Annotated in this window: 19 protein-coding genes and 1 pseudogene; 6 read left to right on the top strand and 14 right to left on the bottom strand. The window is 63.7% G+C overall.

Going from position 1 to position 24,637, the window contains the following annotated elements; translation table 11 throughout:
• Positions 1–263 precede the first annotated feature (263 nt).
• The 5 genes from pilB (at position 264) to zapD (ending at position 5,955) form a co-directional block, all read left to right on the top strand.
• Positions 264–1,982 carry a type IV-A pilus assembly ATPase PilB gene (gene pilB, locus LJE91_03480; protein ID MCG6867805.1) on the top strand — a complete coding sequence of 573 codons (1,719 nt, stop codon included), beginning with the start codon at positions 264–266 and terminating at the stop codon, positions 1,980–1,982.
• Between the two features lie 241 nt (positions 1,983–2,223).
• A complete protein-coding gene (locus tag LJE91_03475; protein ID MCG6867804.1) occupies positions 2,224–3,435 on the top strand; it encodes a type II secretion system F family protein in 1,212 nt (403 codons plus the stop codon).
• Between the two features lie 147 nt (positions 3,436–3,582).
• A complete protein-coding gene (locus LJE91_03470; protein ID MCG6867803.1) occupies positions 3,583–4,455 on the top strand; it encodes an A24 family peptidase in 873 nt (290 codons plus the stop codon).
• Between the two features lie 8 nt (positions 4,456–4,463).
• The gene (gene coaE, locus LJE91_03465; GenBank protein MCG6867802.1) at positions 4,464–5,057 is read left to right on the top strand and encodes a dephospho-CoA kinase; all 594 of its coding nucleotides are present in this window, start codon (positions 4,464–4,466) and stop codon (positions 5,055–5,057) included.
• Between the two features lie 127 nt (positions 5,058–5,184).
• On the top strand, positions 5,185–5,955 hold the full coding sequence (gene zapD, locus LJE91_03460; protein MCG6867801.1) for a cell division protein ZapD: 771 nt from the start codon (positions 5,185–5,187) through the stop codon (positions 5,953–5,955).
• Positions 5,956–6,237: 282 nt separating this feature from the next.
• On the opposite strand, the gene LJE91_03455 is transcribed toward zapD, so the two are convergent.
• The 4 genes from LJE91_03455 to LJE91_03440 form a co-directional block, all read right to left on the bottom strand.
• Positions 6,238–7,215: a Nudix family hydrolase gene (locus tag LJE91_03455; protein ID MCG6867800.1), complete on the bottom strand. Its 978-nt coding sequence runs from the start codon at positions 7,213–7,215 to the stop codon at positions 6,238–6,240.
• A gap of 46 nt (positions 7,216–7,261) precedes the next feature.
• A complete protein-coding gene (argJ, locus tag LJE91_03450) occupies positions 7,262–8,476 on the bottom strand; it encodes a bifunctional glutamate N-acetyltransferase/amino-acid acetyltransferase ArgJ (protein MCG6867799.1) in 1,215 nt (404 codons plus the stop codon).
• A gap of 73 nt (positions 8,477–8,549) precedes the next feature.
• Complete coding sequence (gene secA / locus LJE91_03445; GenBank protein ID MCG6867798.1) at positions 8,550–11,327, bottom strand: preprotein translocase subunit SecA; 2,778 nt, start codon at positions 11,325–11,327, stop codon at positions 8,550–8,552.
• 285 nt (positions 11,328–11,612) lie between these two features.
• Positions 11,613–12,521, bottom strand: coding sequence for a M23 family metallopeptidase (locus LJE91_03440; protein ID MCG6867797.1), 909 nt, complete (start codon positions 12,519–12,521; stop codon positions 11,613–11,615).
• Positions 12,522–12,588: 67 nt separating this feature from the next.
• Here LJE91_03440 and LJE91_03435 point away from each other — a divergent pair, with 67 nt between their 5' ends.
• Positions 12,589–13,017 (top strand): DciA family protein, encoded by a 429-nt coding sequence (locus tag LJE91_03435; protein MCG6867796.1) that lies wholly within the window; start codon positions 12,589–12,591, stop codon positions 13,015–13,017.
• 85 nt (positions 13,018–13,102) lie between these two features.
• Here LJE91_03435 and lpxC read toward each other — a convergent pair whose 3' ends face one another.
• The 10 genes and pseudogenes from lpxC to murD form a co-directional block, all read right to left on the bottom strand.
• On the bottom strand, positions 13,103–14,023 hold the full coding sequence (gene lpxC / locus LJE91_03430) for a UDP-3-O-acyl-N-acetylglucosamine deacetylase (protein ID MCG6867795.1): 921 nt from the start codon (positions 14,021–14,023) through the stop codon (positions 13,103–13,105).
• 458 nt (positions 14,024–14,481) lie between these two features.
• Positions 14,482–15,705 carry a cell division protein FtsZ gene (ftsZ, locus tag LJE91_03425; GenBank protein ID MCG6867794.1) on the bottom strand — a complete coding sequence of 408 codons (1,224 nt, stop codon included), beginning with the start codon at positions 15,703–15,705 and terminating at the stop codon, positions 14,482–14,484.
• 53 nt (positions 15,706–15,758) lie between these two features.
• Entirely contained in the window at positions 15,759–16,994 is a 1,236-nt protein-coding gene (ftsA, locus tag LJE91_03420) for a cell division protein FtsA (protein MCG6867793.1), read from the bottom strand.
• Positions 16,994–17,794, bottom strand: a complete 801-nt coding sequence (locus LJE91_03415) for a cell division protein FtsQ/DivIB (GenBank protein ID MCG6867792.1) — start codon at positions 17,792–17,794, stop codon at positions 16,994–16,996. The genes ftsA and LJE91_03415 overlap by 1 nt, the downstream gene beginning before the upstream one ends.
• Positions 17,791–18,714 (bottom strand): D-alanine--D-alanine ligase, encoded by a 924-nt coding sequence (locus tag LJE91_03410; GenBank protein ID MCG6867791.1) that lies wholly within the window; start codon positions 18,712–18,714, stop codon positions 17,791–17,793. Before LJE91_03410 ends, LJE91_03415 begins: the two co-directional genes overlap by 4 nt.
• Complete coding sequence (gene murB, locus LJE91_03405; GenBank protein ID MCG6867790.1) at positions 18,711–19,613, bottom strand: UDP-N-acetylmuramate dehydrogenase; 903 nt, start codon at positions 19,611–19,613, stop codon at positions 18,711–18,713. Before murB ends, LJE91_03410 begins: the two co-directional genes overlap by 4 nt.
• On the bottom strand, positions 19,610–21,028 hold the full coding sequence (gene murC, locus LJE91_03400) for a UDP-N-acetylmuramate--L-alanine ligase (protein ID MCG6867789.1): 1,419 nt from the start codon (positions 21,026–21,028) through the stop codon (positions 19,610–19,612). Before murC ends, murB begins: the two co-directional genes overlap by 4 nt.
• Complete coding sequence (gene murG, locus LJE91_03395; GenBank protein MCG6867788.1) at positions 21,025–22,101, bottom strand: undecaprenyldiphospho-muramoylpentapeptide beta-N-acetylglucosaminyltransferase; 1,077 nt, start codon at positions 22,099–22,101, stop codon at positions 21,025–21,027. Before murG ends, murC begins: the two co-directional genes overlap by 4 nt.
• A 71-nt stretch (positions 22,102–22,172) precedes the next feature.
• Positions 22,173–23,291 (bottom strand): annotated as a pseudogene (gene ftsW, locus LJE91_03390) (putative lipid II flippase FtsW).
• Positions 23,288–24,628, bottom strand: a complete 1,341-nt coding sequence (murD, locus tag LJE91_03385; GenBank protein MCG6867787.1) for a UDP-N-acetylmuramoyl-L-alanine--D-glutamate ligase — start codon at positions 24,626–24,628, stop codon at positions 23,288–23,290. Before murD ends, ftsW begins: the two are co-directional and overlap by 4 nt.
• Positions 24,629–24,637: the final 9 nt, after the last annotated feature.

The raw sequence follows: 24,637 nt of genomic DNA, 5'->3' as shown, positions 1-24,637 counted from the left end.
ACAAGACCTTGACGATGTTTCATACGAGTCGTTGAAACAACAGGATACACATTGATCGGAAGAGACGAGCCGGCACGCCAGACTCGAAAACGCGTTCTGTACTCTCCGATACACCATACATCGTAATCCTGACCTCGATGGAACTGGAATTCGGTAGGTTCGATTCCCTGTTTTCATACGCGTCCGTGCCGAATTGACTTCGGAGCCTGAACGGCTACCATGCACGACTATCGAAGAATCTTATCGCCAAACAAGCGATTTATATGGCAACTACGGCTAGAAATCTCAGATTGGGCGGGCTTGCGCTACGGCTGGTAAACGAAAGGCTGATCAGCGAGATGGATGCCGCATCCGCCCAGGACGAGTCCCACAAGAAACGGATTCCGCTGGTCACCTATCTGGTCGGGCAGGGGTTCGTCTCTCCGGCGGACATCGCCATGGCTGCCTCCAGGGAGTTCGGGATCCCGGTACTGGACATCCGCGTGCTCGACCCCGACGCCCTTCCGAAGGGTGTCGTCAGCGAGAAGATCGTTCGGCAACATCACGCGTTACCCATACTGAAGCGCGGCAACAAGCTGTTCGTAGCGGTAGCGGACCCGCTGAACCTGACGGGGCTGGACGAGATCAAGTTCGCCACGGGGCTTTCCGCCGACCCGATTCTCGTCGAGGAGGACAAACTCAGCAAGGCGATCGACACGGTCCTCGAGGCGGAAGATTCCGCCAGCGCCATGGAAGGATTGATGGACGAGGATCTCGACAATCTCCAGATCAAAGCGGGGGACGAGGAACCGAAGGCCGACGAGGGCGCATCGGAGGTCGACGACACACCGATCGTTCGTTTCGTGAACAAGGTGTTGCTGGATGCGATCAACAAGAAGGCATCGGACATCCATTTCGAGCCCTATGAAATGAAGTATCGTGTCCGTTTCCGCATGGATGGCGTGCTGCACGAGATCGCCGCGCCGCCCGTGAACCTCGCTCCCAGGATCTCTGCGCGACTCAAGGTGTTGTCCCGGCTCGATATCTCGGAGCGGCGCATACCCCAGGATGGGCGGATGAAGATGCAGATTTCCAAGAAGCGAGCCATCGACTTCCGTGTCAGTACCTGCCCGACGCTCTTCGGCGAAAAGATCGTCATGCGTATCCTCGACCCCACCAGTGCGCAGCTGGGCATCGATGCGCTGGGCTACGAGGAAGAACAGAAACAGTTGTACATGGATGCCTTGAGCAAACCCTACGGCATGATCCTGGTAACGGGACCCACCGGTAGCGGCAAGACCGTGTCGCTCTACACCGGGCTCAATATCCTGAACACCACCGACCGGAACATCTCGACGGCGGAAGACCCCGTGGAAATCAATCTTCCGGGCGTCAATCAGGTGAACGTGCATCCCAAGGTCGGACTGACGTTCGCCGCCGCATTGCGGGCCTTCCTGCGCCAGGATCCCGACATCGTGATGGTGGGCGAGATCCGGGACCTGGAGACGGCCGAGATCGCGATCAAGGCCGCCCAGACGGGCCATCTCGTCCTCTCGACCCTGCACACCAACGACGCGCCGCAGACGCTCTCCCGCCTTGCCAATATGGGCGTCCCACCCTACAACATCGCCTCGGCCGTCAGTCTTATCATCGCCCAGCGCCTGGCCCGGCGCCTATGCAGCAATTGCAATACGGTTGTCGACGTTCCCCGCGAGGCGCTGCTGAAGGAGGGGTTTACCGAGGAGCAGCTCGAGGGGATCAAGATCTACAAGGCCGTCGGGTGCGACCAATGTACCGGTGGCTATAAGGGACGGGTCGGCATCTACCAGGTCATGCCGGTCTCCGAAGCGATGGGCCGGATCATCATGGAAGGCGGCAACGCGATGCAACTGGCGGACCAGGCGAGCAGGGAGGGGATCCCCGACCTGCGCGCATCGGGTCTGAAGAAGGTACAGGACGGTGTGACCAGCCTGGAAGAGATCAATCGGGTCACCAAGGATTGACGATGAGTGACCCGGCAGGCTCCCGTGCGTCGGGTTAGCGATAGCGTAACCCGACCTACGTAACTCCCTCCCTCTGCACGTCGGAATTCCAGCGCAATTCGTCCAAGAATAGGTTCAACACGCCCCGTTTGGACTATCCTCTTTGAATCAAGCGCTTCCCGGGTACGACAAGCGACCCGGCATCGAGAATTCTTCAGGGGGTACCGACAGGCCCCCGGCATCCATGAAAGGCTGATTGAGTATGGCAACTGCAGAAGCATTGACGTTCGTCTGGGAAGGCACGGACCGCAGGGGCGCGCGCCTAAAAGGCGAGACCCACGCGACCAACGAGATGCTCGCGAAGGCGGACCTCCGCCGTCAGGGCATCAACCCGATCAGGGTGCGCAAAAAGCCCAAGCCCCTGTTCAGCCGCAAGAAGCGGATCGTGGGAAAGGACATTGCCATCTTCGCCCGTCAGCTCGCCACCATGATGCAGGCAGGCGTCCCGATGGTACAGGCGTTCGATATCGTAGGTCGCGGCCACGAGAATCCTTCAATGCAGAATATGATCATGGGGATCAAGGGTGACGTGGAGGCAGGCACCAGTCTCGCAGAGGCGCTGGGCAGATATCCGCTGCAGTTCGACGACCTGTTCCGCAACCTGGTCCAGGCCGGCGAACAATCGGGGGCCCTGGACCGGCTGCTCGAGAAGATCGCGACCTACAAGGAAAAAACCGAGGTCCTCAAGGGCAAGATCAAGAAGGCGTTGTTCTATCCCACCGCCGTGCTGGTGGTGGCTTTCATCGTTTCTGCGATCCTGTTGATCTTCGTCGTGCCGCAGTTCCAGGAGCTGTTCCAGGGATTCGGCGCGGACCTACCCGCCTTCACGCAGATGGTCATCGGCCTGTCGGAGGTCTTCCAGAAATGGTGGTGGGCCATCTTCGGCGGCATCGGCCTGGCGCTCTACACCCTGATCGAGCTTAACAGGCGATCGCCCGCCGTTCACCGTGCCATCGACAAGGCATCGCTGAGGATCCCCGTGGTCGGCGATATCCTGCGGAAATCGGCCATCGCCCGCTTCACCCGCACCATGGCCACCATGTTTGCCGCGGGCGTCCCCCTGGTGGAGGCGATGGATTCGGTGGCCGGCGCGACGGGCAACGCGATCTACGCCGAGGCGACCCTGAAGATGAAGGACGAGGTCGCCAGCGGCACGCAGCTCCAGTACGCCATGCGGCAGACCGGCCTGTTTCCGAACATGGTGGTCCAGATGGTCGCCATCGGCGAGGAATCCGGATCCCTCGACGACATGCTGACCAAGGTGGCGGATTTCTACGAAGAGGAGGTCGACAACCTGGTCGATGGTCTCAGCAGTCTGCTGGAACCGCTGATCATGGCGATCCTCGGTGTCATCGTCGGCGGTCTCGTCATCGCCATGTACCTGCCGATCTTCAAGCTGGGTTCGGTCGTCTGAATCCCGATGCCGGCGGGCACTGGATCCGATCCCCGCCGGATTCCCTGCCGCCCTCCGTGATCACCGTTTCCGGTGGTTCAGGGGACGCAGACATTCCGAGCGCGCCGTAGCCGAATCCTGGAGCACCCAGCCCCGCCCATGACCGCAATGCACGATCTGCTCTCGGAGAATCCCGCGCTCTTTCTCTCCTTCGTCACGATCCTCGGGACGATGGTGGGAAGTTTTCTCAACGTCGTGATCTATCGCTTCCCGATCATGCTGAAACGACAGTGGGCGGAGGAGTGCCGGGCGTTGCTGGAACCCGGGGGAGAGCCGCCTCGCGACCACGGCAGCGAATTCAACCTGATCGCACCGCGCTCGGCCTGCCCGCAGTGCGGTCATCGGATCGCCGCACTGGAAAACATTCCGGTGCTGAGCTACCTCTTTCTCCGCGCTCGCTGTAGCGCCTGCGGCGCATCGATCTCGATACAGTATCCGCTGGTCGAGGCCGCCACCGGGATCGCGAGCCTTCTGGTCGCGTGGCGATTCGGTTATACCCTGGAGGCCGCCGCAGCGCTCCCACTGGTCTGGGCGCTGATCGCGCTCGCCGTCATCGATTTTCACACCAAGCTGCTCCCGGACGCGATCACACTGCCGTTCGTCTGGGCGGGACTGCTGGTCAACCTGGGCGGGTTGTTCACCGACCTCGAATCCGCGCTCCTCGGCGCGGTCCTGGGGTACCTTTCCCTGTGGACCGTGTACCATGTCTTCAAGAGGCTGACCGGCAAGGAGGGAATGGGGTTTGGCGACTTCAAGCTGCTCGCCATGTTCGGTGCTTGGCTGGGCTGGCAGAGCCTCCCCCTGATCGTCATCCTGTCGGCCCTGGTCGGCGCGGTCACCGGCATCGCACTGATGGTCGCCCTCGGACGCGACCGCAACGTACCCATTCCCTTCGGACCCTTTCTCGCCGCGGCCGGGTTGATCGCGCTCCTCTGGGGACCCCGGATCAATCAGGCCTACCTGGACTTCGCGATTCGCTGAGGTTCCGTATGCTCCGTATCGGTCTGACCGGTGGTGTCGGCAGCGGCAAATCCGCAGCCGCGGCGTTCTTTGCGAGTCTGGGTGCGCCGATCGTCGACGCCGACGTGATCGCCCGCGACGTGACTTCCAAAGGGTCCCCGGTCCTTGCGCGGATCGCCGAAACGTTCGGTCCCGATGCACTGACCCCCACAGGCGACCTCGATCGCCGTGCCATGCGAAAGCGGGTGTTCGGCGACGAGAACGCACGCAGGGCACTGGAAGCCATCGTGCACCCCGAGGTCCGCTGGTCCATCGAGAAACGGATCCGAATGCTGCCTCCGACGGACTATTGCGTGGTGGTCGTTCCGCTGCTGCTGGAAACGGGGATGGAGTCGATGTTCGATCGCGTCGTTGTCGTCGACTGCGACGAGGAGATCCAGGTGCGGCGCGTGGCGGCCCGGGACAGTACCTCCGCGACGGACGCCCGGGCGATCATGTCATCCCAGTTGTCGCGACAGGAAAGGCTGGCCGGCGCCGACGTCATCCTCGAAAATTCCGGCGATCTTTCCCATCTGCGCACACAGGTAGAGAGACTGCACGGGGAGTTTGCGCAAGCCACCTAGGAGCGACAAATCGATTCTCCGTCCCACTGTTCGGAACCGGGCTGCGCCGAATTGTTCTTTGCCTGGAGACACTGCACAATTGCCGGTCTTCGGCGTCGCACACCGCCACCAACACCAGGCCCAGAACGTGTCCGAGACACTTATCTTCGAGCAACCCCTCAACGAGCGAATCCGTACCTTTCTGCGCGTGGAACAACTGATCCAGCGCTTCGACCATTTCATCGAGGAGGATACCCTCTGGGATACGCATGGCGCGCTGCGGACCCTGATCGAGCTAGCGGATCTCATTTCCCGGGTGGACCTGAAAAGCGAGTTGATGAAGGAACTCAAGCGCCAGATCGCCAATCTCGAGGGCCTGGGCAAGATTCCCGGGGTCAATACCGAACACCTGCGGTCCATCGTCGACAGTCACCGCGCGCTCATCGACAAGCTGCATGACATCGCCGGCAATCCCGGGGCGCAACTGAAGACCAACCAATTCCTGCGCAGTATCGAGCAGCGGGCCGCGATTCCCGGCGGGACCTGCGATTTCGACCTGCCGTCCTTTCATCACTGGCTCTCCCGAGATACCCCCCAACGGCGACACGATCTCGAGCTGTGGATCCAGCCCTATCGGAAGATTCATCTGGCGGTCGCGGCGATCATGGACCTGGTCAGGGAAAGCGCCGGCCTGAAGACGGTGCGGGCGGAGAAGGGATTCTTCGAGAAAACGCTAGACCCGGCGCATCCGAATCAGTTGATCCGCATCGGCGTCGATATGGCCGCGCCCCAGTTCCCGGAGGTCAGTGCGGGCAAGCACCGTTTCTCGATCCGATTTCTGGTGCAACCCGATCTTGAAGATCGCCCGATCCAGATCACGGATGACTTCGAATTCGAACTGGCCTGCTGTGCGCTTTGAGCGATACACACAGGATCCCGGAGAAGTCGGCATGGTCCCGAAACGTTCTGTCTGACCTGTATCTGGCGCCGGGGCGTATCTGGCGCCGGGGCTCTGCCTCGGCGTCGAATACCTGCGGCTCTGCCGCTACACCCAAGGTCGGTAACGCCGATCTCTTACTGTGCTCGCAGTCTTTCACGGCAGAGCCGTTTTCCGGGTGCCGGGGCAGAGCCACGGCACCGGAGATCGGGCAAATTGCAGGCGCCTCATCAGACCGTCATCAGGGTTTCGCCACCACCCATCTCATCTCTGGCGGTCCTCTCGGCGCCACAACCCCCGGATCGCCGCGATACCCTGCCCTCCGCAGGCCCGCGCCCTGGGGATATCGCCTTCGCCGACGCCCCCCAACGCGTAGACCGGCATCCTGGCGCCGAGACAGAGATCCTGGAACGTTTCCCACCCCAGCGATCTTGCGCCCGGGTGCGACGGCGTCGCCCTGACAGGAGACAGGACGGCGAAATCCGCGTCGCACGAAGCCGCCAACCGCAGTTCGGCCGTATCGTGACACGATGTCCCGACGATCATGTCCCTGGGCAATGGCCGCGTGCGATACTGCTGCAGGCGCCGCGCGTTCAGGTGTACCCCATCCGCCCCCAGCGCCCGCGCCCGCGCCGGACTCGCATTGAGTAACAGACGCGCATTCGCGGACCGGCAGATCTCCACCACCTCGACGGCAAGCGCCTCGTACTCGACCTGTTCGCGGTTCGTGGCCCGAAACTGGACCAGTGACACACCCCGACCCAGGGCGCGCTCCAGCCTGCGAAGGAATTCGTCGGTGTCCCCTTCCGGGTCCGGGGTGATCAGGTAGCGGTCGGGCAGTTCCAGGGCGGCGAGAACCGGAAGATTTGCATCGGGAAACTCGTATGCGCGCAAGTCTTTCGTCCTCACCCAGCGGACCTCCTGTCCCTCGAGGCCGGTGGCGACCCCGTCGAACGATACTACGCGCCAGACCTCGAGCCTGACTCGCTGGTCGGGATAGTCGTGAAGAACGGTAATCAGGGGATCGAAGGTCCGGGCGCGGATACCCAGTTCCTCGTGGAGTTCCCGCGCCAGCGCATCGAGGGGCGCCTCTCCCGCCTCGACCTTTCCACCGGGAAACTCCCACTTGCCTCCCTGATGGGTATCGGCGGGTCGCCTGGCAATCAGCAGCCTGCCCGAATCGTCGCTCACGGCAGCAGCGACCACGCGTAGATGGCCGCCTGCTACCACTCGGCGTGGCATGGCAGATTCGAGACGTTCACGGGACTCGTGGTTCGTTCAATCGCCGTCAGCTACGGTATTCGGCATTGATGCGCACGTATTCGTGCGACAGGTCGGAGGTCCAGACGACGGTCGCGGCCTCGCCGCGCCCGAGCACCACGGTCACGGTGAATTCCTCCCCCGACATGACGCGCGCGCCGTTTTCCTCGCGATATCCCGGTGACACCCCACCGGCCCGCACGACCTCCACCTCGTCGAGAAAGATCCCAACCCTGCCGATGTCGAACGACTCGATCCCGGTCCGCCCCAGTGCCGCGAGGATCCTTCCCCAGTTGGGATCGCCCGCGAAAAACGCCGTCTTGACCAGTGGCGAATGGGCGATGGTAAACGCCGCTGTCCTGGCCTCGTTCCGGTCGCGGGCCCCCTCGACCCTGATGGCGACGAAGCGCGTCGCACCCTCCGCATCGCGGACGATGGCCTGCGCAAGCTCGATCATCACACCTTGAAGGCCTGCGTGGAACGTCGCATAGTCGCTCGAGGACTCGGTCGCCTCAACGCCGGACATTCCCGTGGCGACCAGCACGCAGGCATCGTTGGTCGAGGTATCCCCGTCCACGGTGATCGCATTGAAACTGCGCTCGACCTGGGAGGACAAAAGGGTCTGAAGCTGTGCCTGGGGAATCGACGCATCGGTCGCGACGAAGGCCAGCATGGTGGCCATGTCCGGATGGATCATGCCGGCGCCCTTGGCAATCCCGGTGACCGTGACGGGGACTCCCCCGAGCTGGAGGCGCCTCGATACCGCCTTCGGGACCGTGTCCGTGGTCATGATGGCCTGGGCGGCATCTTTCCAACCGTCGGCACTCAGACTGGACACCATCGCCCCCAGGGGGGCGGTCAGCCGATCCAGCGCCAGACGCTCTCCGATGACGCCGGTCGAAAACGGCAGGACTTCGTCGGGATCGCATCCGGCAACCTCGGCGAGCGCGCGGCACGATGCGCGGGCATCGGTCAGGCCGGCCTGACCGGTACCCGCATTGGCGTTTCCCGCGTTGATGAGAAGATAACGCGGCGCCAGCGTGCCAAGGTGCTCCCCGGCAACGACCACGGGGGCGGCCCGAAACGCGTTGCGGGTAAACACCGCTGCGGTTCGGGCTCCCTTTGCCAGCTCCATGAGGACGAGATCGTCTCGGCCGAGGTATCGGATCCCTGCGGCGGCACTGGCAAGCCGTACCCCCGGAACCGGCAACAGGGCTTTTGGGGGGGTGAGTCCAACGGGCATGGCACTTGACGAACGGAAGGTGGCTCAGGGAAACATGGGTACGAAGCGAGACCCTCTGGGAGCGGTGCGGGATTCAGGCCAGCTTTCCGTGGCACTGCTTGTACTTCTTCCCTGAACCGCAGGGGCAAGGTTCGTTTCGCCCGATTTTCCGTCCTTCACGCCGAAACGGCTGCTCCTTTTCTTCTGCGCCTGCGGCCTGCTCGTCGGTCGACAGCGCACTGGCCACCTCCTCGTGCTTGAACTGCATCTGCTGCTTCTGCCGCTCAGCCTCCATCGCCGCCAGTTCCTGCTCCGACTGGACCTGAAAGCGGGTCACTACCGAGACGACGTCGTGCTTGATTCGCTCCAGCATCTGCTGAAACATCTCGAAGGCTTCTCGCTTGTATTCCTGCTTGGGATTCTTTTGCGCGTAGCCCCGCAGCCCGATCCCCTGTCGCAGGTAATCCATCGCGGCGAGATGCTCCTTCCAGGTATGGTCGAGGATCTGCAGCATGACGTCTTTCTCGAAACGCCGCATCATCTCGCTGCCAATCACCTGCTCCTTCGCCTTGATGACCTCTCGGATCTCGTCCTGAATCCTGTCGCGCAGCGTCTCCTCGTGCAGGTCCGGGTCCTCGTCCAGCCAGGCCGGCAGATCGAACTGCGTACCGAACTCGTTTTTCAGCGACTCCGTGAGGCCGGGCACGTCCCATTGTTCATCCAGACTGCCGGGTGGGACATGGGCGCTGATGACGTTGTCCACGACATCGTGCAGGATCGCCTGGACGTTCTCCGCAATGTCTTCGGACTCCATCAGTTCGGCGCGCTGTTGATAGATCACCTTGCGCTGGTCGTTCGCCACATCGTCATATTCCAGCAGGTGCTTGCGGATGTCGAAGTTGTGCGCCTCGACCTTTCGTTGTGCGTTCTCGATGGCCTTCGTCACCCACGGGTGTTCGATGGACTCGCCTTCCTGCATGCCCAGCTTCTGCATCAGGCCCTTGACGCGGTCCGAGGCAAAGATGCGCATGAGATTGTCTTCCAGAGACAGATAGAAGCGGCTCGAACCCGGGTCGCCCTGACGCCCTGAACGTCCCCGCAACTGATTGTCGATGCGGCGGGACTCGTGACGTTCGGTGCCGATGATGTGCAACCCCCCCGCCTCCACCACCTTGCGGTGGCGCGCCTTCCAGTTCTCCCGGGCGGACGCTTCATCGCCACTCCCATCGGTCTCCAGAGCAGCCAGTTCTGCGTCAAGGCTGCCGCCGAGCACGATATCGGTTCCACGGCCCGCCATGTTGGTCGCGATCGTCCCCGTGCCGGGACGCCCGGCGTTGGCGATGATATGCGCCTCCTTTTCGTGGAACTTCGCGTTCAGCACCTGATGCGCGATCTTCTGTTTGTTCATCAGGCCGGAAAGGTACTCGGAGGCCTCGATGGAGGCCGTACCCACCAGGACCGGCTGCCCCCGTGACATACAATCCTTGATGTCGTCGATGATCGCGTCGTACTTCTCCTTCATGGTGAGGTAGATCAGATCCCCCATGTCGTTGCGAATCATCGGCATGTTGGTGGGAATTACGACGACCTCCAGGCCATAGATCTGCTGGAATTCGAAGGCCTCGGTGTCCGCGGTACCGGTCATCCCGGACAACTTGTCGTAGAGACGAAAATAGTTCTGGAAGGTGATCGACGCGAGGGTCTGATTCTCCTGCTGCACCGGCACTCCCTCTTTGGCCTCGATCGCCTGATGCAGTCCGTCCGACCAACGCCGTCCCGACATGGTGCGGCCGGTAAATTCGTCGACGATGACGATCTCTGCGTTGCGCACGATGTAGTCGACGTCCTTCTGGAACAGGGCGTGCGCCCGGATCGCGGCGTTGAGATGGTGCATCAGACCGATGTTCGTCACGTCGTAGAGACTGTCTCCCTCGGCGAGCATGCCCGATTCGCTCAACAGGTCCTCGACGTGCTGGTGTCCTTCCTCGGTGAGGTACGCCTGCTTGGCCTTCTCGTCCACGGAAAAGTCCCCGGGGCCATCTTCCTCAAGCTGGCGCTCCAGGCTGGGTATCAGCGTGTTGACCTTGGTATAGAGCTCGGAACTCTCGCTGGAAGGCCCTGAGATGATCAAGGGAGTTCGTGCCTCGTCGATCAGGATCGAATCCACCTCGTCGACGACTGCGAAGTTTAGGCCTCTCTGGACCCGGCCTTCGGCGTTGAACGCCATGTTGTCTCTCAGGTAGTCGAATCCGAATTCATTGTTGGTCCCATAGGTGATATCCGCGGCATAGGCCTCGCGGCGCGTCACCGGCCGCAGATTTCGGTACCCGCCCGCGGATTCCGCATGAGCGGCGTCAAAAAGATACGAGGAACTGTCGGGGCCACCGCCGGACGACGAGTTGATGACACCGATCGACAGACCCAGGAAATCATAGAGCCCGCCCATCCATACAGCGTCGCGCCGGGCCAGATAGTCGTTGACCGTAACGACGTGCGATCCCTTGGCCTCGAGGGCATTGAGATAGACAGCCAGTGTGGCGACCAGCGTCTTTCCTTCGCCCGTACGCATCTCGGCGATCTTGCCGTCGTTCAACACCATACCGCCGATCATCTGCACGTCGAAGTGGCGCATCCCCAGAACACGCCGCCCCGCCTCCCTCACGACGGCGAAGGCCTCGGGAAGGATGGTGTCCAGGGACACGCCCGAACGCAGTCGTTCGCGAAACTCCGCGGTGCGACCGTTCAGCGCTTCGTCCGACAGGGCCTGCGTTTCCTGCTCCAGCTCGTTGATGCGGGAGACCTGCTTTTGATAGCCCTTGACCAGTCGTTCGTTGCGACTGCCGAATATTTTGCTGAAAACGGTGCTTACCATCGATGTCTACGGTAAAGGAAAGAGGAAGGGGGGCAATAATAATAGCGTATTCGCCCCATGCCAGAGCGAATTTGTGCGGGTCGGGAAACTACGGAAAAGGTGCAGATCGCACGCACCGAGTGGCCGGATATGACCTACCGGACAAACCGGTCTCGAGCCTCGGGCACCGAAGACGGAGATCACGGATTCCGGAACAACGGGCACCGGGTTGTGAAATGGCACCCGGTGCCCGCATGGCGACATCAGGGCAGCCAGGGTCGGGCGATGCCCGGAATCGGGAATGACTCACCGCGAGGCTTGGACGAACCTCCCCGGGTTGACCCGTTTCCCGTCTTTCCACACCTCGAAATGCACGTGGGGTCCCGTCGACCGGCCGCTGCTGCCAATGGCGGCGATCACCTGCCCCTTGTGCACCGCTTCACCCACCGAAACGTAGAGCTTGTCGTTGTGTCCATAACGGGTCGCGTAGCGTCCGCCGTGGTCGATCTCTATCAGGTATCCGTAGTCGCCGCGTTTCTCCGCAATGGAGACCACGCCCCCGGCCACCGCGATGACGTCCGAACCCTGCTTGCCGGCGAAATCCAACCCCTTGTGAAACGTCTTCTTTCCGGTGAACGGGTCGTTGCGCCGGCCATAGCCCGATGACAACCAGCCGCTCCTGATCGGGCTGCCCGAAGGGAGAATCTCCCTGCTCAGTTCCCGTGAAAGCAGCAAATCGTCCAGGACCCGTAGCTGGTCCTGCCTGCCATCGAGCTGCTTCTGCATCGTTGACATTGCCACTGCGATGTCACCGGTGACCGAATCGCCCTGCTCGCCCATCTCGTCGGCCCCGCCTACCCCTGGAACCGAGCTGAAATCGAATTCGCCCTTGTCGAGGCTCGCCATCATGACGAGCCGCGTACCGAGGGCATCGATACGATTCACCTGCGCCTGGAGTCGGCCCATCTCCTGGCCAAGTACGTTCAACCGCGCCTGGGCCTCGTCGCGGGCGCTCTGAATACGCAGCTCCTGCAGCACGATATCCTCGCGCCACTGGCTGACGACGGACTGCTGACCCCGGTTGAAGCCCTCGTAGAAACCGTAGCCGCCAAGCACGAGCGCCGGGACGACGAGAAGCAGGCCGAGCGAAAGAAAGCGGCGCCAGCGGATGCGATGGGATTTTTCGATCTGCCCGGGCGAGATCACTAAGTTCATTCCATTCGTATCTTGTATATGGCTAACTATGGAACACAAACGTCACGAGACCGAGTCAATAGATATCATGCGTTGCGCCGGTGACTTCCTAGATCCCGACATCCGGCGACGCGCCGCGATACTCGGGGAACTCGACCACGCCATGTGGCGACTCTTGCCACCCCAGGCTCGAGAGCGGTGTCGTTGCGCCGGCATCCACCACGGGGTGCTCATTGTCATCGCCGAAACCGGCGTCATCGCAACCCTTGTTCGCTTTCACCAGCAGGTAATTCTGGATGGTCTCAGAAGCCACCTCGCTGACCGTTTCAAGACTGTACCATTAAAGGTTCAAGTCAGGGTCTCTCCGATGCCGGAAACATACAAGTCTCCGACAAGACGACCTGTTGCGCCCGGCAAGGGGGTGGCGGCCCTGGCGTCAGCAGCCAGGATCGTAAGCGACCGCGATCTGTCCCGGAGCCTGAAGCGTCTGGCAAAACGATCGGCCCGGGAAACCTAGATTAAACGATTAAACGTTAAATAAGTATAACAATATACTCTTATATGGATAGCTGGACCGAGATGGGGAATCCTTGGTGGCCCCGTCAGATTTCGGACACCCCAAGCGGACGCGCGTAGGAAATCGGCGCGCCCTCCGACTCGTCCTCGAAGGTAACCTCTTCCCAGGCATCCTCGGTCTCTAGCAGTTTTCGCAACAGGATATTGTTCAGTTCGTGTCCGGATTTGTGCCCCATGAAGGCACCGATCAGACTGTGTCCCAGCAGATACAGGTCACCGATGGCGTCGAGGATCTTGTGCTTGACGAACTCGTCCTCGTACCTGAGACCGTCTTCATTGAGAATACGATAGTCATCGACGACCACGGCATTGTCGAGGCTGCCGCCTAGCGCCAGGTTGTGGTCCCTCAACATCTCGATGTCCCGCATGAACCCGAAGGTTCGTGCGCGGGCGACCTCCTTCACGAAAGATGTGGTCGAGAAATCGATCTCGGCCTTCTGGCTTCGGGACGCGAAGACGGGGTGGTCGAAATCGATGGTAAAGCCGACCTTGAAGCCCTCGAAGGGCTCGAAACGCGCCCACTTGTCACCGTCTTCGGCCATGACGGTCTTCTTGATCCGGATGAAGTGCTTGGGCGCGTTCTGCTCCGCAATCCCCGCCGACTGGATCAGGAATACGAAGGGGCCAGCGCTTCCATCCATGATCGGGACCTCAGAGGCACTCAGGTCGATGTAGGCGTTGTCGATGCCGAGACCCGCGATCGCCGAGAGCAGGTGTTCGACCGTGGATATGCTAACGTCCCCCTTGGCCAGGGTTGTCGACAGTCTCGTGTCACCGACGTTTTCCGGATGCGCCTTGATTTCGACCGGGGTTTCGAGGTCTACGCGTCGAAAGACGATTCCAGCATTGATTGGGGCCGGCCGCAGCGTCAGATAGATCTTCTCGCCCGTATGCAGCCCCACTCCCGTCGCGCGGATTGCGTTCTGTAGCGTGCGTTGCCTAATCAATTTTAACGATCTCCAATACAGGTACGAATTGTCTGATTCAATAATCCGGTCCGCGCCGGAACCCGTCCATCGAGGGCAATCCACACTAGACATGGGGACGCACACACTCGGCGTCCATTGTCGCCCGTGGGTCGACAATCTACTACCAGAGCCGCCGTATTGTATAGCCCGACACCACTCCCAGACACTCAATTATGTCATAAAAAAACACAGGGTGTTGCATTTACCCATCACTGTAGCCCTGCCGCACCTCCTCCCTGGCCGATTTCGGCCTGTCCAGTACCCCGATTCTGCTGACTGGTACGAAAACGTTCAAAGGGATCGCGCACCATCGCCGCCGCCGGCAAACCCGGCGGCGCTGTACCTCCCGCTTGCCTCGAACCATGCCTACTCGGAAGCCCCGCGCGTGCGCGGGGTTCCTCGGGACAGGCGCTTGCCGGCTCGCTTAGCCCCGTCCCTCAATCCGCCTGCTTGCGCAAGAACGCGGGGATGTCGAGGTAGTCCATGTCATAGTCGCCTCTGCCCGCCTCGGAACGAGCCGCAGCCCGCGCGACCCCGGCCTGGCGAACCGACGCGCCCTGCTCGACGTGCCGGATCTCCGTCAAGGCTTCTTCCTCGGGTTCGACCAACCGAACCGACGGCCGCTCCTGATATTGGGTTTCGACCGATACGCGGGGTCCATGCACGTGCGCAACCGAAGCGGACCGGACGGTGTTCGAGGGGCGTTCGCCGCCAAGGCCGGTGGCGACCAGCGTCACGCGGAGATCCTCGGCCATCTCCGGGTCGATGACGGTTCCCACGACGACGGTCGCGTCGTCCGAGGCCAGGGACTTGATGGCGTTGCCGACATCGTCGAACTCGCCGATCGACAGATCCCGGCCCGCCGTCACGTTGACCAGGATGCCCCGGGCACCGGAGATGTTGACGTCCTCGAGCAGCGGACTGGCGATGGCGGCCTCCGCCGCCTCGCGCGCCCGTTCCTTGCCCCGCGCCGTTCCCGTACCCATCATCGCCATTCCCATCTCCGACATGACGGTGCGAACGTCCGCGAAATCGACGTTGATCAACCCGGGGCGGGTGATCAGCTCCGCGATACCCTGGACCGCGCCAAGCAGCACGTCGTTGGCGGCGCCGAACGCGTCCAGCAGGTTCATCTCCTTGCCGAGCACCGCCAGCAGTTTCTCGTTGGGGATGGTGATCAGCGAATCCACGTGCTTGGTCAGCTCGTCGATCCCGCTCATTGCCACCTGAGTGCGCTTGTTGCCCTCGAACGGAAACGGCTTGGTGACCACTGCGACGGTCAGGATGCCCATTTCCTTAGCCACCTCGGCAACGATGGGCGCCGCGCCGGTCCCCGTCCCACCTCCGAGTCCGGCGGTGATAAACAGCATGTCGGCTCCGCCGATGACCTCATGGATGCGGTCGCGGTCTTCCAGGGCCGCCTCGCGCCCGACCATGGGGTTCGCTCCGGCTCCCAGGCCCTTGGTGATGTTGGTGCCCAATTGCAGGACCGTCTTCGAGTTGGTGCTCTTCAACGCCTGCGAATCGGTGTTGGCACAGATGAAATCCACCCCGTCGATGCTAGTGGACACCATGTGCTGAACGGCATTGCCACCGCCGCCACCGACACCGATTACCTTGATAACCGCACTCTGATTGAATGTATCGACCAGTTCAAACATTTCCCGTCTCCTCAGTCTTTGTTTGCTCTATATGACTACGCTATGACTACGCTTCAGAAATTTCCCTGGAACCAGCTCCTCATCCGTTTCCATATCGCCTGCACTCCCTTGTCGGAAAGTTTTTCCGTCATCTCCAGCTGACGGCTCAATTGCCCGTACAACAACAAACCCACACCCGTCGCATGGATCGGGTTCCGCACAACATCCACCAGCCCCGTCACATACTGGGGCATGCCCAGACGGACCGGCTTGTGAAACACCTCCTCGGCCAGCTCGACCACACCCTCCATCTTCGAGCTGCCACCGGTCAGCACCATCCCGGCCGCGCAGAGTTCCTCGAACCCGCTGCGACGCAGTTCCGCCTGGACCAGGCTCAGGAACTCCTCGTACCGCGGCTCCACCACCTCTGCCAGGGTCTGCCGGGACAGCCGCCTCGGCGGCCGCTCGCCAACGCTGGGCACCTCGATCGTCTCGTCCCGATTGGCCAGTTGCCGCAGCGCGCAGGCGTACTTGATCTTGATGTCCTCGGCGTGCTGCGTCGGTGTCCGCAGGGCCACCGCGATATCGTTGGTGACCTGATCGCCGGCAATGGGGATGACGGCGGTGTGCCGGATCGCGCCCTCGGTGAATACCGCGATGTCCGTGGTGCCACCGCCGATGTCCACCAGACAGACCCCGAGTTCCCGCTCGTCGTCGGTGAGCACGGCATGACTCGAAGCCAGTTGCTCGAGGATGATGTCGTCTACCTCCAGCCCGCAGCGACGGACACACTTGACGATGTTCTGCGCGGCGCTCACCGCGCCGGTCACCATGTGCACCTTGACCTCCAGGCGCACCCCGGACATCCCCACCGGCTCGCGGATCCCCTCCTGGCGGTCGATGATGTATTCCTGAGGGAGGGTATGGATGACCCGCTGGTCGGCGGGAATCGCCACCGCCCGGGCCGCATCCTTGACCCGCTCGACATCGCTCAACGTGACCTCCTGATCACCGATCGCAACGACACCGTGTGAATTCAGGCTGCGTATGTGGCTGCCGGCGATGCCCGCGAACACGGAATGGATCTGGCACCCGGCCATCAACTCGGCCTCTTCCACGGCCCGCTGGATCGACTGCACCGTGGACTCGATATTGACCACCACACCCTTCTTGAGGCCGCGCGAGGGGTGTGAGCCGATTCCGACGACCTCAATCCCCCCATCCTCGTTGCCCTCGCCAACGATGGCAACGACCTTCGACGTGCCAATATCGAGTCCGACGATCATTCCTCTCTCACCCTTCCTGGTCATCAGCTGTTTTTTTCTCCCGCGTTTCCTTGTTCCAGCGCCGAGTCTTCCTTCCAGAGCACGGAGAAGCCGTTCGTGTAGCGCAGATCCACGGCACTGACCTGCGCGGCCCGCTCCCCCACCGCGGCCGGCCAGGCGCGCACGAACCGGGCGATGGCCTCGTCCGTCTCGCCTCTACCGAGGGACACCCGGATCCCGTCCTGCAGCCACAGGTGCCAGGCTCGCCGTTCGTCCACGATCAGTTCTCTCGGTGTCAGGCCCGCCACACCCAGCAGGGCGCGCACCTCGGAAAGTCGTTGCACGAGTTCCCCCCCCGCTCCCTCAGGGCCGTAGACCACGGGCAGCTCCTGGAATTGCGCCGCATTGTCCGGATAGAACGGAACGCCGGTCGCGGTCACCAGGCCCTCGTCCCCCCATCGGGCCACGGGCTGCCTTTCAACGATGTCGATCCGCAGACGATCGGGCCATTGCCGACGCACCGAGGCGCTCGCGATCCAGGGCGCCGCCTCCAGGGATCGCTCGATGCCGCCGAGATCGACGGAAAGGAAACCCCCGTTCAGCGAGTCGCGTACCACGCCGCGCAACTCCTTCTCATCGACGTATCGATACCTACCCTCGATCGTCACCGCTCGTACCGGCAGGGTTGCCGGGTCCTGCGCTACGATCCAAGCCCATGCGACCAGTGCGGCGATCAGTCCCGAGATCAGCGCATCACGCAGGACACAGACCCAGCCCCGCAGGCCGGACCCGGCTTCGCAGCAATTGACCGTGGCCCCCCGCTGCCTGTTAGGCCGGCGATTCATCGCCCCGTCCCCGCGGTGTCCAGGATCCGCAGAGCAAGCTGGTTGAAGCGCATGCCATGCGCGGCGGCGGCCATCGGCACCAGGCTGTGGTCGGTCATACCGGGAACGGTGTTGACCTCGATCAGCCAGGGATCGCCCCGACCGTCGATCAGCAGATCCACCCGCCCCCAACCGGTCGCTCCCGTCACCCGGAACGCCGTCAGGGCCAGTTGCCGAACCTCGCTCTCGCGCTCGGCGTCCAGCCCGCAGGGGATGACGTAACGCGTATCGTTCGCCCGGTACTTGGCCTCGTAGTCGTAGAACTCACGCGGGGTCTCCAGGCGGATCATCGGCAACGCTTCACCGTCCAGAATGGCAACGGTGTACTCGCTGCCCATGACCCAGGCCTCGGCCACCACCGGACAGCCGAAGCCCGCGGCCTCGGCATGTGCGGCTTCCAGCTGATTCGGGTGGTCCACCTTCCGCATCCCGAGGCTGGATCCTTCCAGCGAGGGCTTCACGATCAGCGGAAAGCCCACCCGCTGCACCAGGAACTGCGGTTCGGTATCGGCCCCGAACTCCACGAACGCCGGTGTGGGCAGGCCGGTACCGTTCCAGATCCGCTTGGTCGTGACCTTGTTCATGCAGACCGCGGAACCGGTCACGCCGCTGCCGGTATAGGGCAGATCGAGGATCTCCAGCATCCCCTGAATGCAGCCGTCCTCGCCTGTGCGCCCGTGGAGGGCGATAAACACCCGGTCGAACCCGCCTGTGGCAAGCACCTGGCAGGCATCGCGCCCCAGGTCGATCCCGTGGGCATTCACGTCCTCGGCCTGCAGCGCCGCGAGCACCGCTCGACCGCTCAGCAGGGAGATCTCGCGTTCGGCCGACCACCCGCCCATCAGCACGGCTACCCGCCCGTAGTCCTTCGCGCCACTCATGACGCCGGTTCCCCCAGAATGCGGACCTCGGTCACCAGGTCCACCCCGTGCCGCGCCGCCACCTCAGACTGCACGTACCGAATGAGCGATTCGATCTCCGCGGCGCGCGCCTTACCCAGGTTGACGATGAAATTGGCGTGCTTCTCCGACACACAGGCCCCGCCGATCCGAAAGCCCTTGAGTCCCGCTGTCTCTATGAGACGCGCGGCATGGTCGCCCGGCGGATTGCGGAATACCGAACCGCAACTCGGCAGTCCAGTGGGCTGCGTGGCCCCCCGACGCGCCAGCAACTCCCTGATGCGATCCCTGCCCGCCTCGGTCGCGCCCGGTTCCAGCGCGAGACGCGCCGCCACGAACCATTCGCCCTGGGGCCCCTCGACGCTCCGATAGCGGATCCGGTACGCAACCGCCTCGCGTTCTCTCACCGCGCCCGAACCGTCGATCGTGGTGACGGCCTCGACACGATCCCAGGACTCGCCGCCAAAGGCGCCCGCGTTCATCGCCAGCGCCCCGCCCATGGTGCCGGGGATCCCGGCCAGAAACTCGACACCCGCCAGCCCCCCGCGGGCCGCGACCCGCGCCACCTTGGCGCAAGGCACCCCGGCCTCGGCGACAACCCGCCCGTCGTCCGTGAGCGCCAGACCGTCGAGCGCACCGTGCAGGGCGATCACGGTGCCGCGGATCCCACCGTCGCGGATCAGCACGTTGGTACCCAGTCCCAGCCAGGTCAGTGGCGCGACGGCCAGGCCTTCGGCCAGAAACCCTCGGAGATCGTCGAGGTCCGCCGGTCGGAACAGACACTCGGCATCCCCGCCCACGCGCCAACTGTTGAGCGTGCGCAGCGGTTGCGAGTAGCCGAGCTCACCGCGAAGAGCCGGCTTGCGTTCCTGCGCCATCATCGCCTCCCCCCTCCCGCGGCCAGTCGCCCGGGCAGTGCGGCGGCGGCGGCGCCGATGCTGCCCGCACCCAGGGTCAGCAGCAGATCACCGGCCTCGACCAGATCGCCCAGGACCTCCGGCAAGCCTTCGACGGTCTCGACGAAGACCGGCACCAGCTTGCCGCGCGCGCGCAGCGCCCTGCACAGCGCACGGCCGTCGGCATCCGGGATCACGTCCTCGGTCGCCGCGTAAACGTCCAGCAACACGAGGGCGTCGGCCTGGTTCAACACACTGGCGAAGTCATCGAAGAGGTCCCGGGTGCGCGTGTAACGATGCGGCTGGAAGACGACGAGCAGTCGCCGCTCGGGCCAGGCCGAGCGCACCGCTTCCAGGGTCGCCAGGATCTCCGTGGGATGGTGTGCATAGTCGTCGATCAGCCGGACCTTGCCACCCGCGACCGGGATATCTCCATAGTCCTGGAATCGCCTTCGAATGCCCTGGAATCCGTCCAGCGCCCGCTTGATCGCTGCCTCGCCCACGCCGAGTTCATGCGCCACGGTAATCGCGGCCAGCGCATTGAGGACGTTGTGCCTGCCCGGCATGTTGAGCCGCACCTCGAAACCCGACCCGCCCGGCAGATGCACGACGAAGCGTGAACCGGAGCCCTCGAAACGCAGCTCGCTGGCGCGCACGTCCGCGGATTCGTCCAGGCCGTAGCCGCGCGCGGGACGCGCAACCTGTCCCATGAGGTCGCGCACGGTTTCGTCCTCGACGCAGAGCACCGCGAGCCCGTAGAAGGGCAGGTGGTGCAGGAATTCCGCGAACGTCGAGACCAGCTTCCGGAAGTCTCCCCCGTAGCTTCCGAGATGGTCGGCGTCGATATTGGTCACCACCGCGATGACGGGCTGCAGGTACAAGAAGGAGGCATCGCTCTCGTCCGCTTCCGCCACGAGGTACTTGCCGGCGCCGAGCTTGGCGTGGCTCGCCGAGCTGTTGACCCGCCCCCCCACGACCCAGGTCGGGTCCAGGCCCCCTTCTGCAAGCACCGCCGCAACCAGACTGGTCGTCGTGGTCTTGCCGTGCGTGCCGGCCACCGCGATGCCGAACCGGAATCGCATCAGCTCGGCCAGCATCTCGGCCCGCGGCACGACCGGGATGCGCCGCGATCGGGCCTCGGCCACCTCCGGGTTGTCGTCGCCGATCGCGCTCGACACGACGACGACGTCCGCGTCCGCCACATTCGCCGCCGCGTGCTCCCGCGCGATGCGAACCCCGAGCCCCGTGAGACGCTGCGTGACGCCGTTCTCGGCGATATCCGATCCCGAGACCTCGTAGCCTAGATTCGCCAGCACCTCGGCGATGCCGCCCATGCCCGCGCCGCCCACACCGACGAAGTGCACGCGACGGATACGACGCATGGTCATCTCGGCCTTCATATCGTCTCCGCCCCAGCGCCCCGGTCGCGCAGACATGCGTTGGCCACCAGATCGGCCGCCTCCGGCCTCGCCAGTTCGCGGGCCGCACAGGCCATGTCGCACAAGCGCCCCCGGTCGCCGCAGAGTTTCCGCAAGATCGAGGCGAGACGCCCCTCGTCGAGATCCCGCTGCTGCACGACGATCCCGGCCCCGGCGGCCTCCAGGTACGCGGCATTGGCGCTCTGGTGATCGTCCACCGCACTGGGATAGGGGACGAGGATCGAACCCACGCCCGCCGCGGCCAGTTCGGCGATCGTCAGGGCGCCCGCCCGGCACAACACCAGATCGGCCCAGCGGTAGGCCTCGGCCATGTCCTCGATGTAAGGCCGCACGCCCGCCCGCACGCCGCACCGTTCATAGGTCCGGACGGCCTGGTCGATATTCCGGCGCCCCGCTTGATGGATGACCTCGGGCAGCGACGCCGGATCGAGCAGCTCGAGCGCCCGCGGCGTCACCTCGTTCAATGCCCGCGCGCCCAGACTGCCGCCCAGCACGAGGAGCCGCGTTTGTCCGGTCCTTTCGCCGATCCTCCCGGCCGGGTGGGCGATCGCGGCAATGTCGTCGCGCACCGGATTTCCCACGTGAGTGGCCTTCGCCTTCCCGAAGGCGCCCGGAAAACCTTCGAACACGCGATCGCACAGCGGCCGTAACAGGCGGTTCGTCAGACCGGCGACGGCGTTCTGTTCGTGGATCACCAGGTAGCGCTGCAGTAGGAACGCGACCACCCCACCGGGACCGGCGACGAAGCCGCCCATTCCCAGGACTGCACGCGGCCGGCGCCGGAGCATGATGCCGAAAGCCTGCATGATGGCGACATTCAGCCGGAACGGTGCGGCGAACCAGGTCCAGACACCCTTGCCGCGCAGACCGCCGATCGACAACCAGTCGATGGGAATACCGGCCCGCGGGACCACCTCCGCCTCCAGGCCCTGATGGGTCCCCATCCAGACGACCGGCACTTCCATCGCGAGCAGCTTGCGGGCCACCGCCAGCGCCGGGTACACGTGGCCCCCGGTCCCGCCCGCCAGGATCATCACCGGTCGCCCGTTCACGATGGCCTGCCCTGTGTCCCGACGGGATAACACTCGCACACCTCTCTCGAGGCACGCATCACCAGCCCCACCGCAGCACAGGTAACCAGCATGCTGCTGCCACCGGCGCTCATCAACGGCAGCGTCAGTCCCTTGGTGGGAAGCACCCCCATGTTGACCCCGATGTTGATAAAGGCCTGCAAGCCGAACCAGATGCCCACACCCCATGCAATCCAGCTGGCGAACGGCAGTTCCGCAATCTCGGCCCGGCGGGCGATGACGAAACACCGCCAGATAAAAAGAGAGAACAGACCGATAACGACAATGCCGCCGATCAGTCCGAGTTCCTCGGCCAGTACCGCGAACAGGAAATCGGTGTGGGCCTCCGGCAGGTAGTGCAGCTTCTGGATACTGCCGCCGAGCCCCAGACCCGACCAGCCACCGCTGCCGATCGCGATCAGCGACTGGGTCAACTGGAAACCGCTGTTGTAGGGATCCGACCAGGGGTCGAGAAACGAGGTCATGCGGCTCAGCCGGTACGGCGAGGCGATGGCCAGCACGGTCATCGAACCTGCCGCGATCAGAAACAGGGCACTGAACTGCCACAGCCGCGCCCCGGCGATGAACAGCATACCGAGCACCACACTCATCAGCACCACCACCGCGCCGAAATCCGGCTCCAGGATCAGCAGGACGGCCGCCACCAGCGTGAGGAGGATCGGTTTGATAAAGCCGGAGAACCGTTCCCGGACCTGTTCCCGCCGCCTCACCAGGTAGCCCGCGGTGTAAAGGACGAACACCAGTTTGGCGAGTTCGGATACCTGCAGGTTGAGCACCCCCAGGGGAAGCCAGCGCCGGCTTCCGTTGACCTCGTGCCCGATACCGGGAATCAGCACCAGCGCCAGCAGTGCCATCACGAGAATCAGCAGGGGCACGGCAAGCGCCGCGCTCACCCGCAGCGGGATTCGCCACGCAAGCGCCACGATTGCCGCACCGGCCAGGACGAAGACCAGCTGCCGGCGGAAGTAAAACAGCGGATCCTCGGCGATACCGATCGACGCGGACGTCACCATGACCAGACCGGCACTCGCCAGCGCCACGGCGGACAGGAGCAGCCACGGATCCATTCGACGGTCAAGACCGGGGACCCCGCCGCGACCGGTACCGGGTACGGCCTGCGCGACGCCGCTCACACGCTCAGCTCCCGGACCGCAGCCACAAACGCGTCACCGCGCGCGGCGTAATCCTCGAACATGTCGAAACTCGCGCAGGCGGGCGACAGCAGGACATTGTCGCCGGCTTGGGCCATCCGCGCGGCGCGGCGCACCGCGTCGCGCATGTCGCACGCCATCTCGATGGGCGCCGCATCCTGTAGCGCCGCGGCCAGTACCGGGGCGTCACGACCGAACAGGATCACGCCTCGCACCTTCTCCCTGACCGCCGACGCCAGCGGCGAGAAGTCCGCGCCCTTTCCGATCCCGCCAGCGATCAGGATGGTCGTCCCGGGCAGGCCCCCGATCGCCGCCAGCGTGGCGCCGACATTGGTACCCTTCGAATCGTTATACCAGCTCACCCCCGCCGAATCCGCCACCCACTGCGTACGGTGCGGCAGGCCCCCGAAACTGCGGGCGGCGTCGAGCGCCGCACGGGTATCGAGCCCCAGCGCCTCGGCCATTGCCAGCGCGGCCAGCACGTTGGCCACGTTGTGGGATCCCCGCAGTCGCAGCTCATCGATCCGTAGCAACCTCTGCGCACCGTGCGCGAGCCACTGACCATTACCCGTGGTCAGGACACCGTACTCCCCCTCGCCCGGCGCACCGAGCCCGAATCCGATGCAATTCGCACCGGTCGCCATGGCGCCGACGACAGGATCGTCCCGGTTCACGATGCGCGCATCCGCCCCCTCGTAGATTCGCGCCTTGACGCGCGCGTAGCCATCCAGATCGGAATAGCGGTCCATGTGATCCGCACTCACGTTGAGCACGGCGGCCACCCTTGGACGCAGACCGCGGGTCGATTCCAGCTGGAAACTCGACAGCTCCAGGACATAGAGATCGGGGGCTCCCCCAAGCAGAAGGTCGAGCGCCGGTGTCCCGAGGTTACCGCCCGCCCTGACCTCCGATCCGGAAGCCGCCGCCATGTCGGCCAGCAGGGTCGTCACGCTGCTCTTTCCGTTGGAGCCGGTGATCGCGGCGATTGGGGCGAGCGCCTCGCGCGCGAACAGCTCGATATCGCCGATGACCTCCGCACCCCGGGAACGGGCAGCGGCGATGACCGGGTCGTCCAGCGGGATGCCGGGACTCACCACGAGTGTGGACGCCGCCGCCAGGCACCCCGCGCCCAGTGGACCCAGCGCAACCGGGATCTCCGGGGCCAGCGCACGCAGTCGCTCCAGCCCCGGCGGCGCGCTCCGGGTGTCCGCCACCTCGAAGCGGCGCCCCCTGGCATACAGGTACTTCGCCACCGACAAGCCGGTTTCGCCAAGCCCCACGACGAGATAGGGCGCATCGGGTGTTGATTGCATCAACATGTTCCGCGT

Source organism: Gammaproteobacteria bacterium (genome assembly GCA_022340215.1).
GTDB lineage: Bacteria > Pseudomonadota > Gammaproteobacteria > JAJDOJ01 > JAJDOJ01 > JAJDOJ01.
This window is presented reverse-complemented; position numbering and strand designations above follow the sequence as displayed.

Excerpts from the sequence above, each read along its gene's own strand:
- pilB (MCG6867805.1), top strand. The coding sequence starts at position 264 with ATGGCAACTACGGCTAGAAATCTCAGATTGGGCGGGCTTGCGCTACGG.
- LJE91_03475 (MCG6867804.1), top strand. The coding sequence starts at position 2,224 with ATGGCAACTGCAGAAGCATTGACGTTCGTCTGGGAAGGCACGGACCGC.
- LJE91_03470 (MCG6867803.1), top strand. The coding sequence starts at position 3,583 with ATGCACGATCTGCTCTCGGAGAATCCCGCGCTCTTTCTCTCCTTCGTC.
- coaE (MCG6867802.1), top strand. The coding sequence starts at position 4,464 with ATGCTCCGTATCGGTCTGACCGGTGGTGTCGGCAGCGGCAAATCCGCA.
- LJE91_03455 (MCG6867800.1), bottom strand. The coding sequence starts at position 7,215 with ATGCCACGCCGAGTGGTAGCAGGCGGCCATCTACGCGTGGTCGCTGCT.
- argJ (MCG6867799.1), bottom strand. The coding sequence starts at position 8,476 with ATGCCCGTTGGACTCACCCCCCCAAAAGCCCTGTTGCCGGTTCCGGGG.
- secA (MCG6867798.1), bottom strand. The coding sequence starts at position 11,327 with ATGGTAAGCACCGTTTTCAGCAAAATATTCGGCAGTCGCAACGAACGA.
- LJE91_03440 (MCG6867797.1), bottom strand. The coding sequence starts at position 12,521 with ATGAACTTAGTGATCTCGCCCGGGCAGATCGAAAAATCCCATCGCATC.
- LJE91_03435 (MCG6867796.1), top strand. The coding sequence starts at position 12,589 with ATGCGTTGCGCCGGTGACTTCCTAGATCCCGACATCCGGCGACGCGCC.
- ftsZ (MCG6867794.1), bottom strand. The coding sequence starts at position 15,705 with ATGTTTGAACTGGTCGATACATTCAATCAGAGTGCGGTTATCAAGGTA.
- ftsA (MCG6867793.1), bottom strand. The coding sequence starts at position 16,994 with ATGACCAGGAAGGGTGAGAGAGGAATGATCGTCGGACTCGATATTGGC.
- LJE91_03415 (MCG6867792.1), bottom strand. The coding sequence starts at position 17,794 with ATGAATCGCCGGCCTAACAGGCAGCGGGGGGCCACGGTCAATTGCTGC.
- LJE91_03410 (MCG6867791.1), bottom strand. The coding sequence starts at position 18,714 with ATGAGTGGCGCGAAGGACTACGGGCGGGTAGCCGTGCTGATGGGCGGG.
- murB (MCG6867790.1), bottom strand. The coding sequence starts at position 19,613 with ATGATGGCGCAGGAACGCAAGCCGGCTCTTCGCGGTGAGCTCGGCTAC.
- murC (MCG6867789.1), bottom strand. The coding sequence starts at position 21,028 with ATGAAGGCCGAGATGACCATGCGTCGTATCCGTCGCGTGCACTTCGTC.
- murG (MCG6867788.1), bottom strand. The coding sequence starts at position 22,101 with ATGATCCTGGCGGGCGGGACCGGGGGCCACGTGTACCCGGCGCTGGCG.
- murD (MCG6867787.1), bottom strand. The coding sequence starts at position 24,628 with ATGTTGATGCAATCAACACCCGATGCGCCCTATCTCGTCGTGGGGCTT.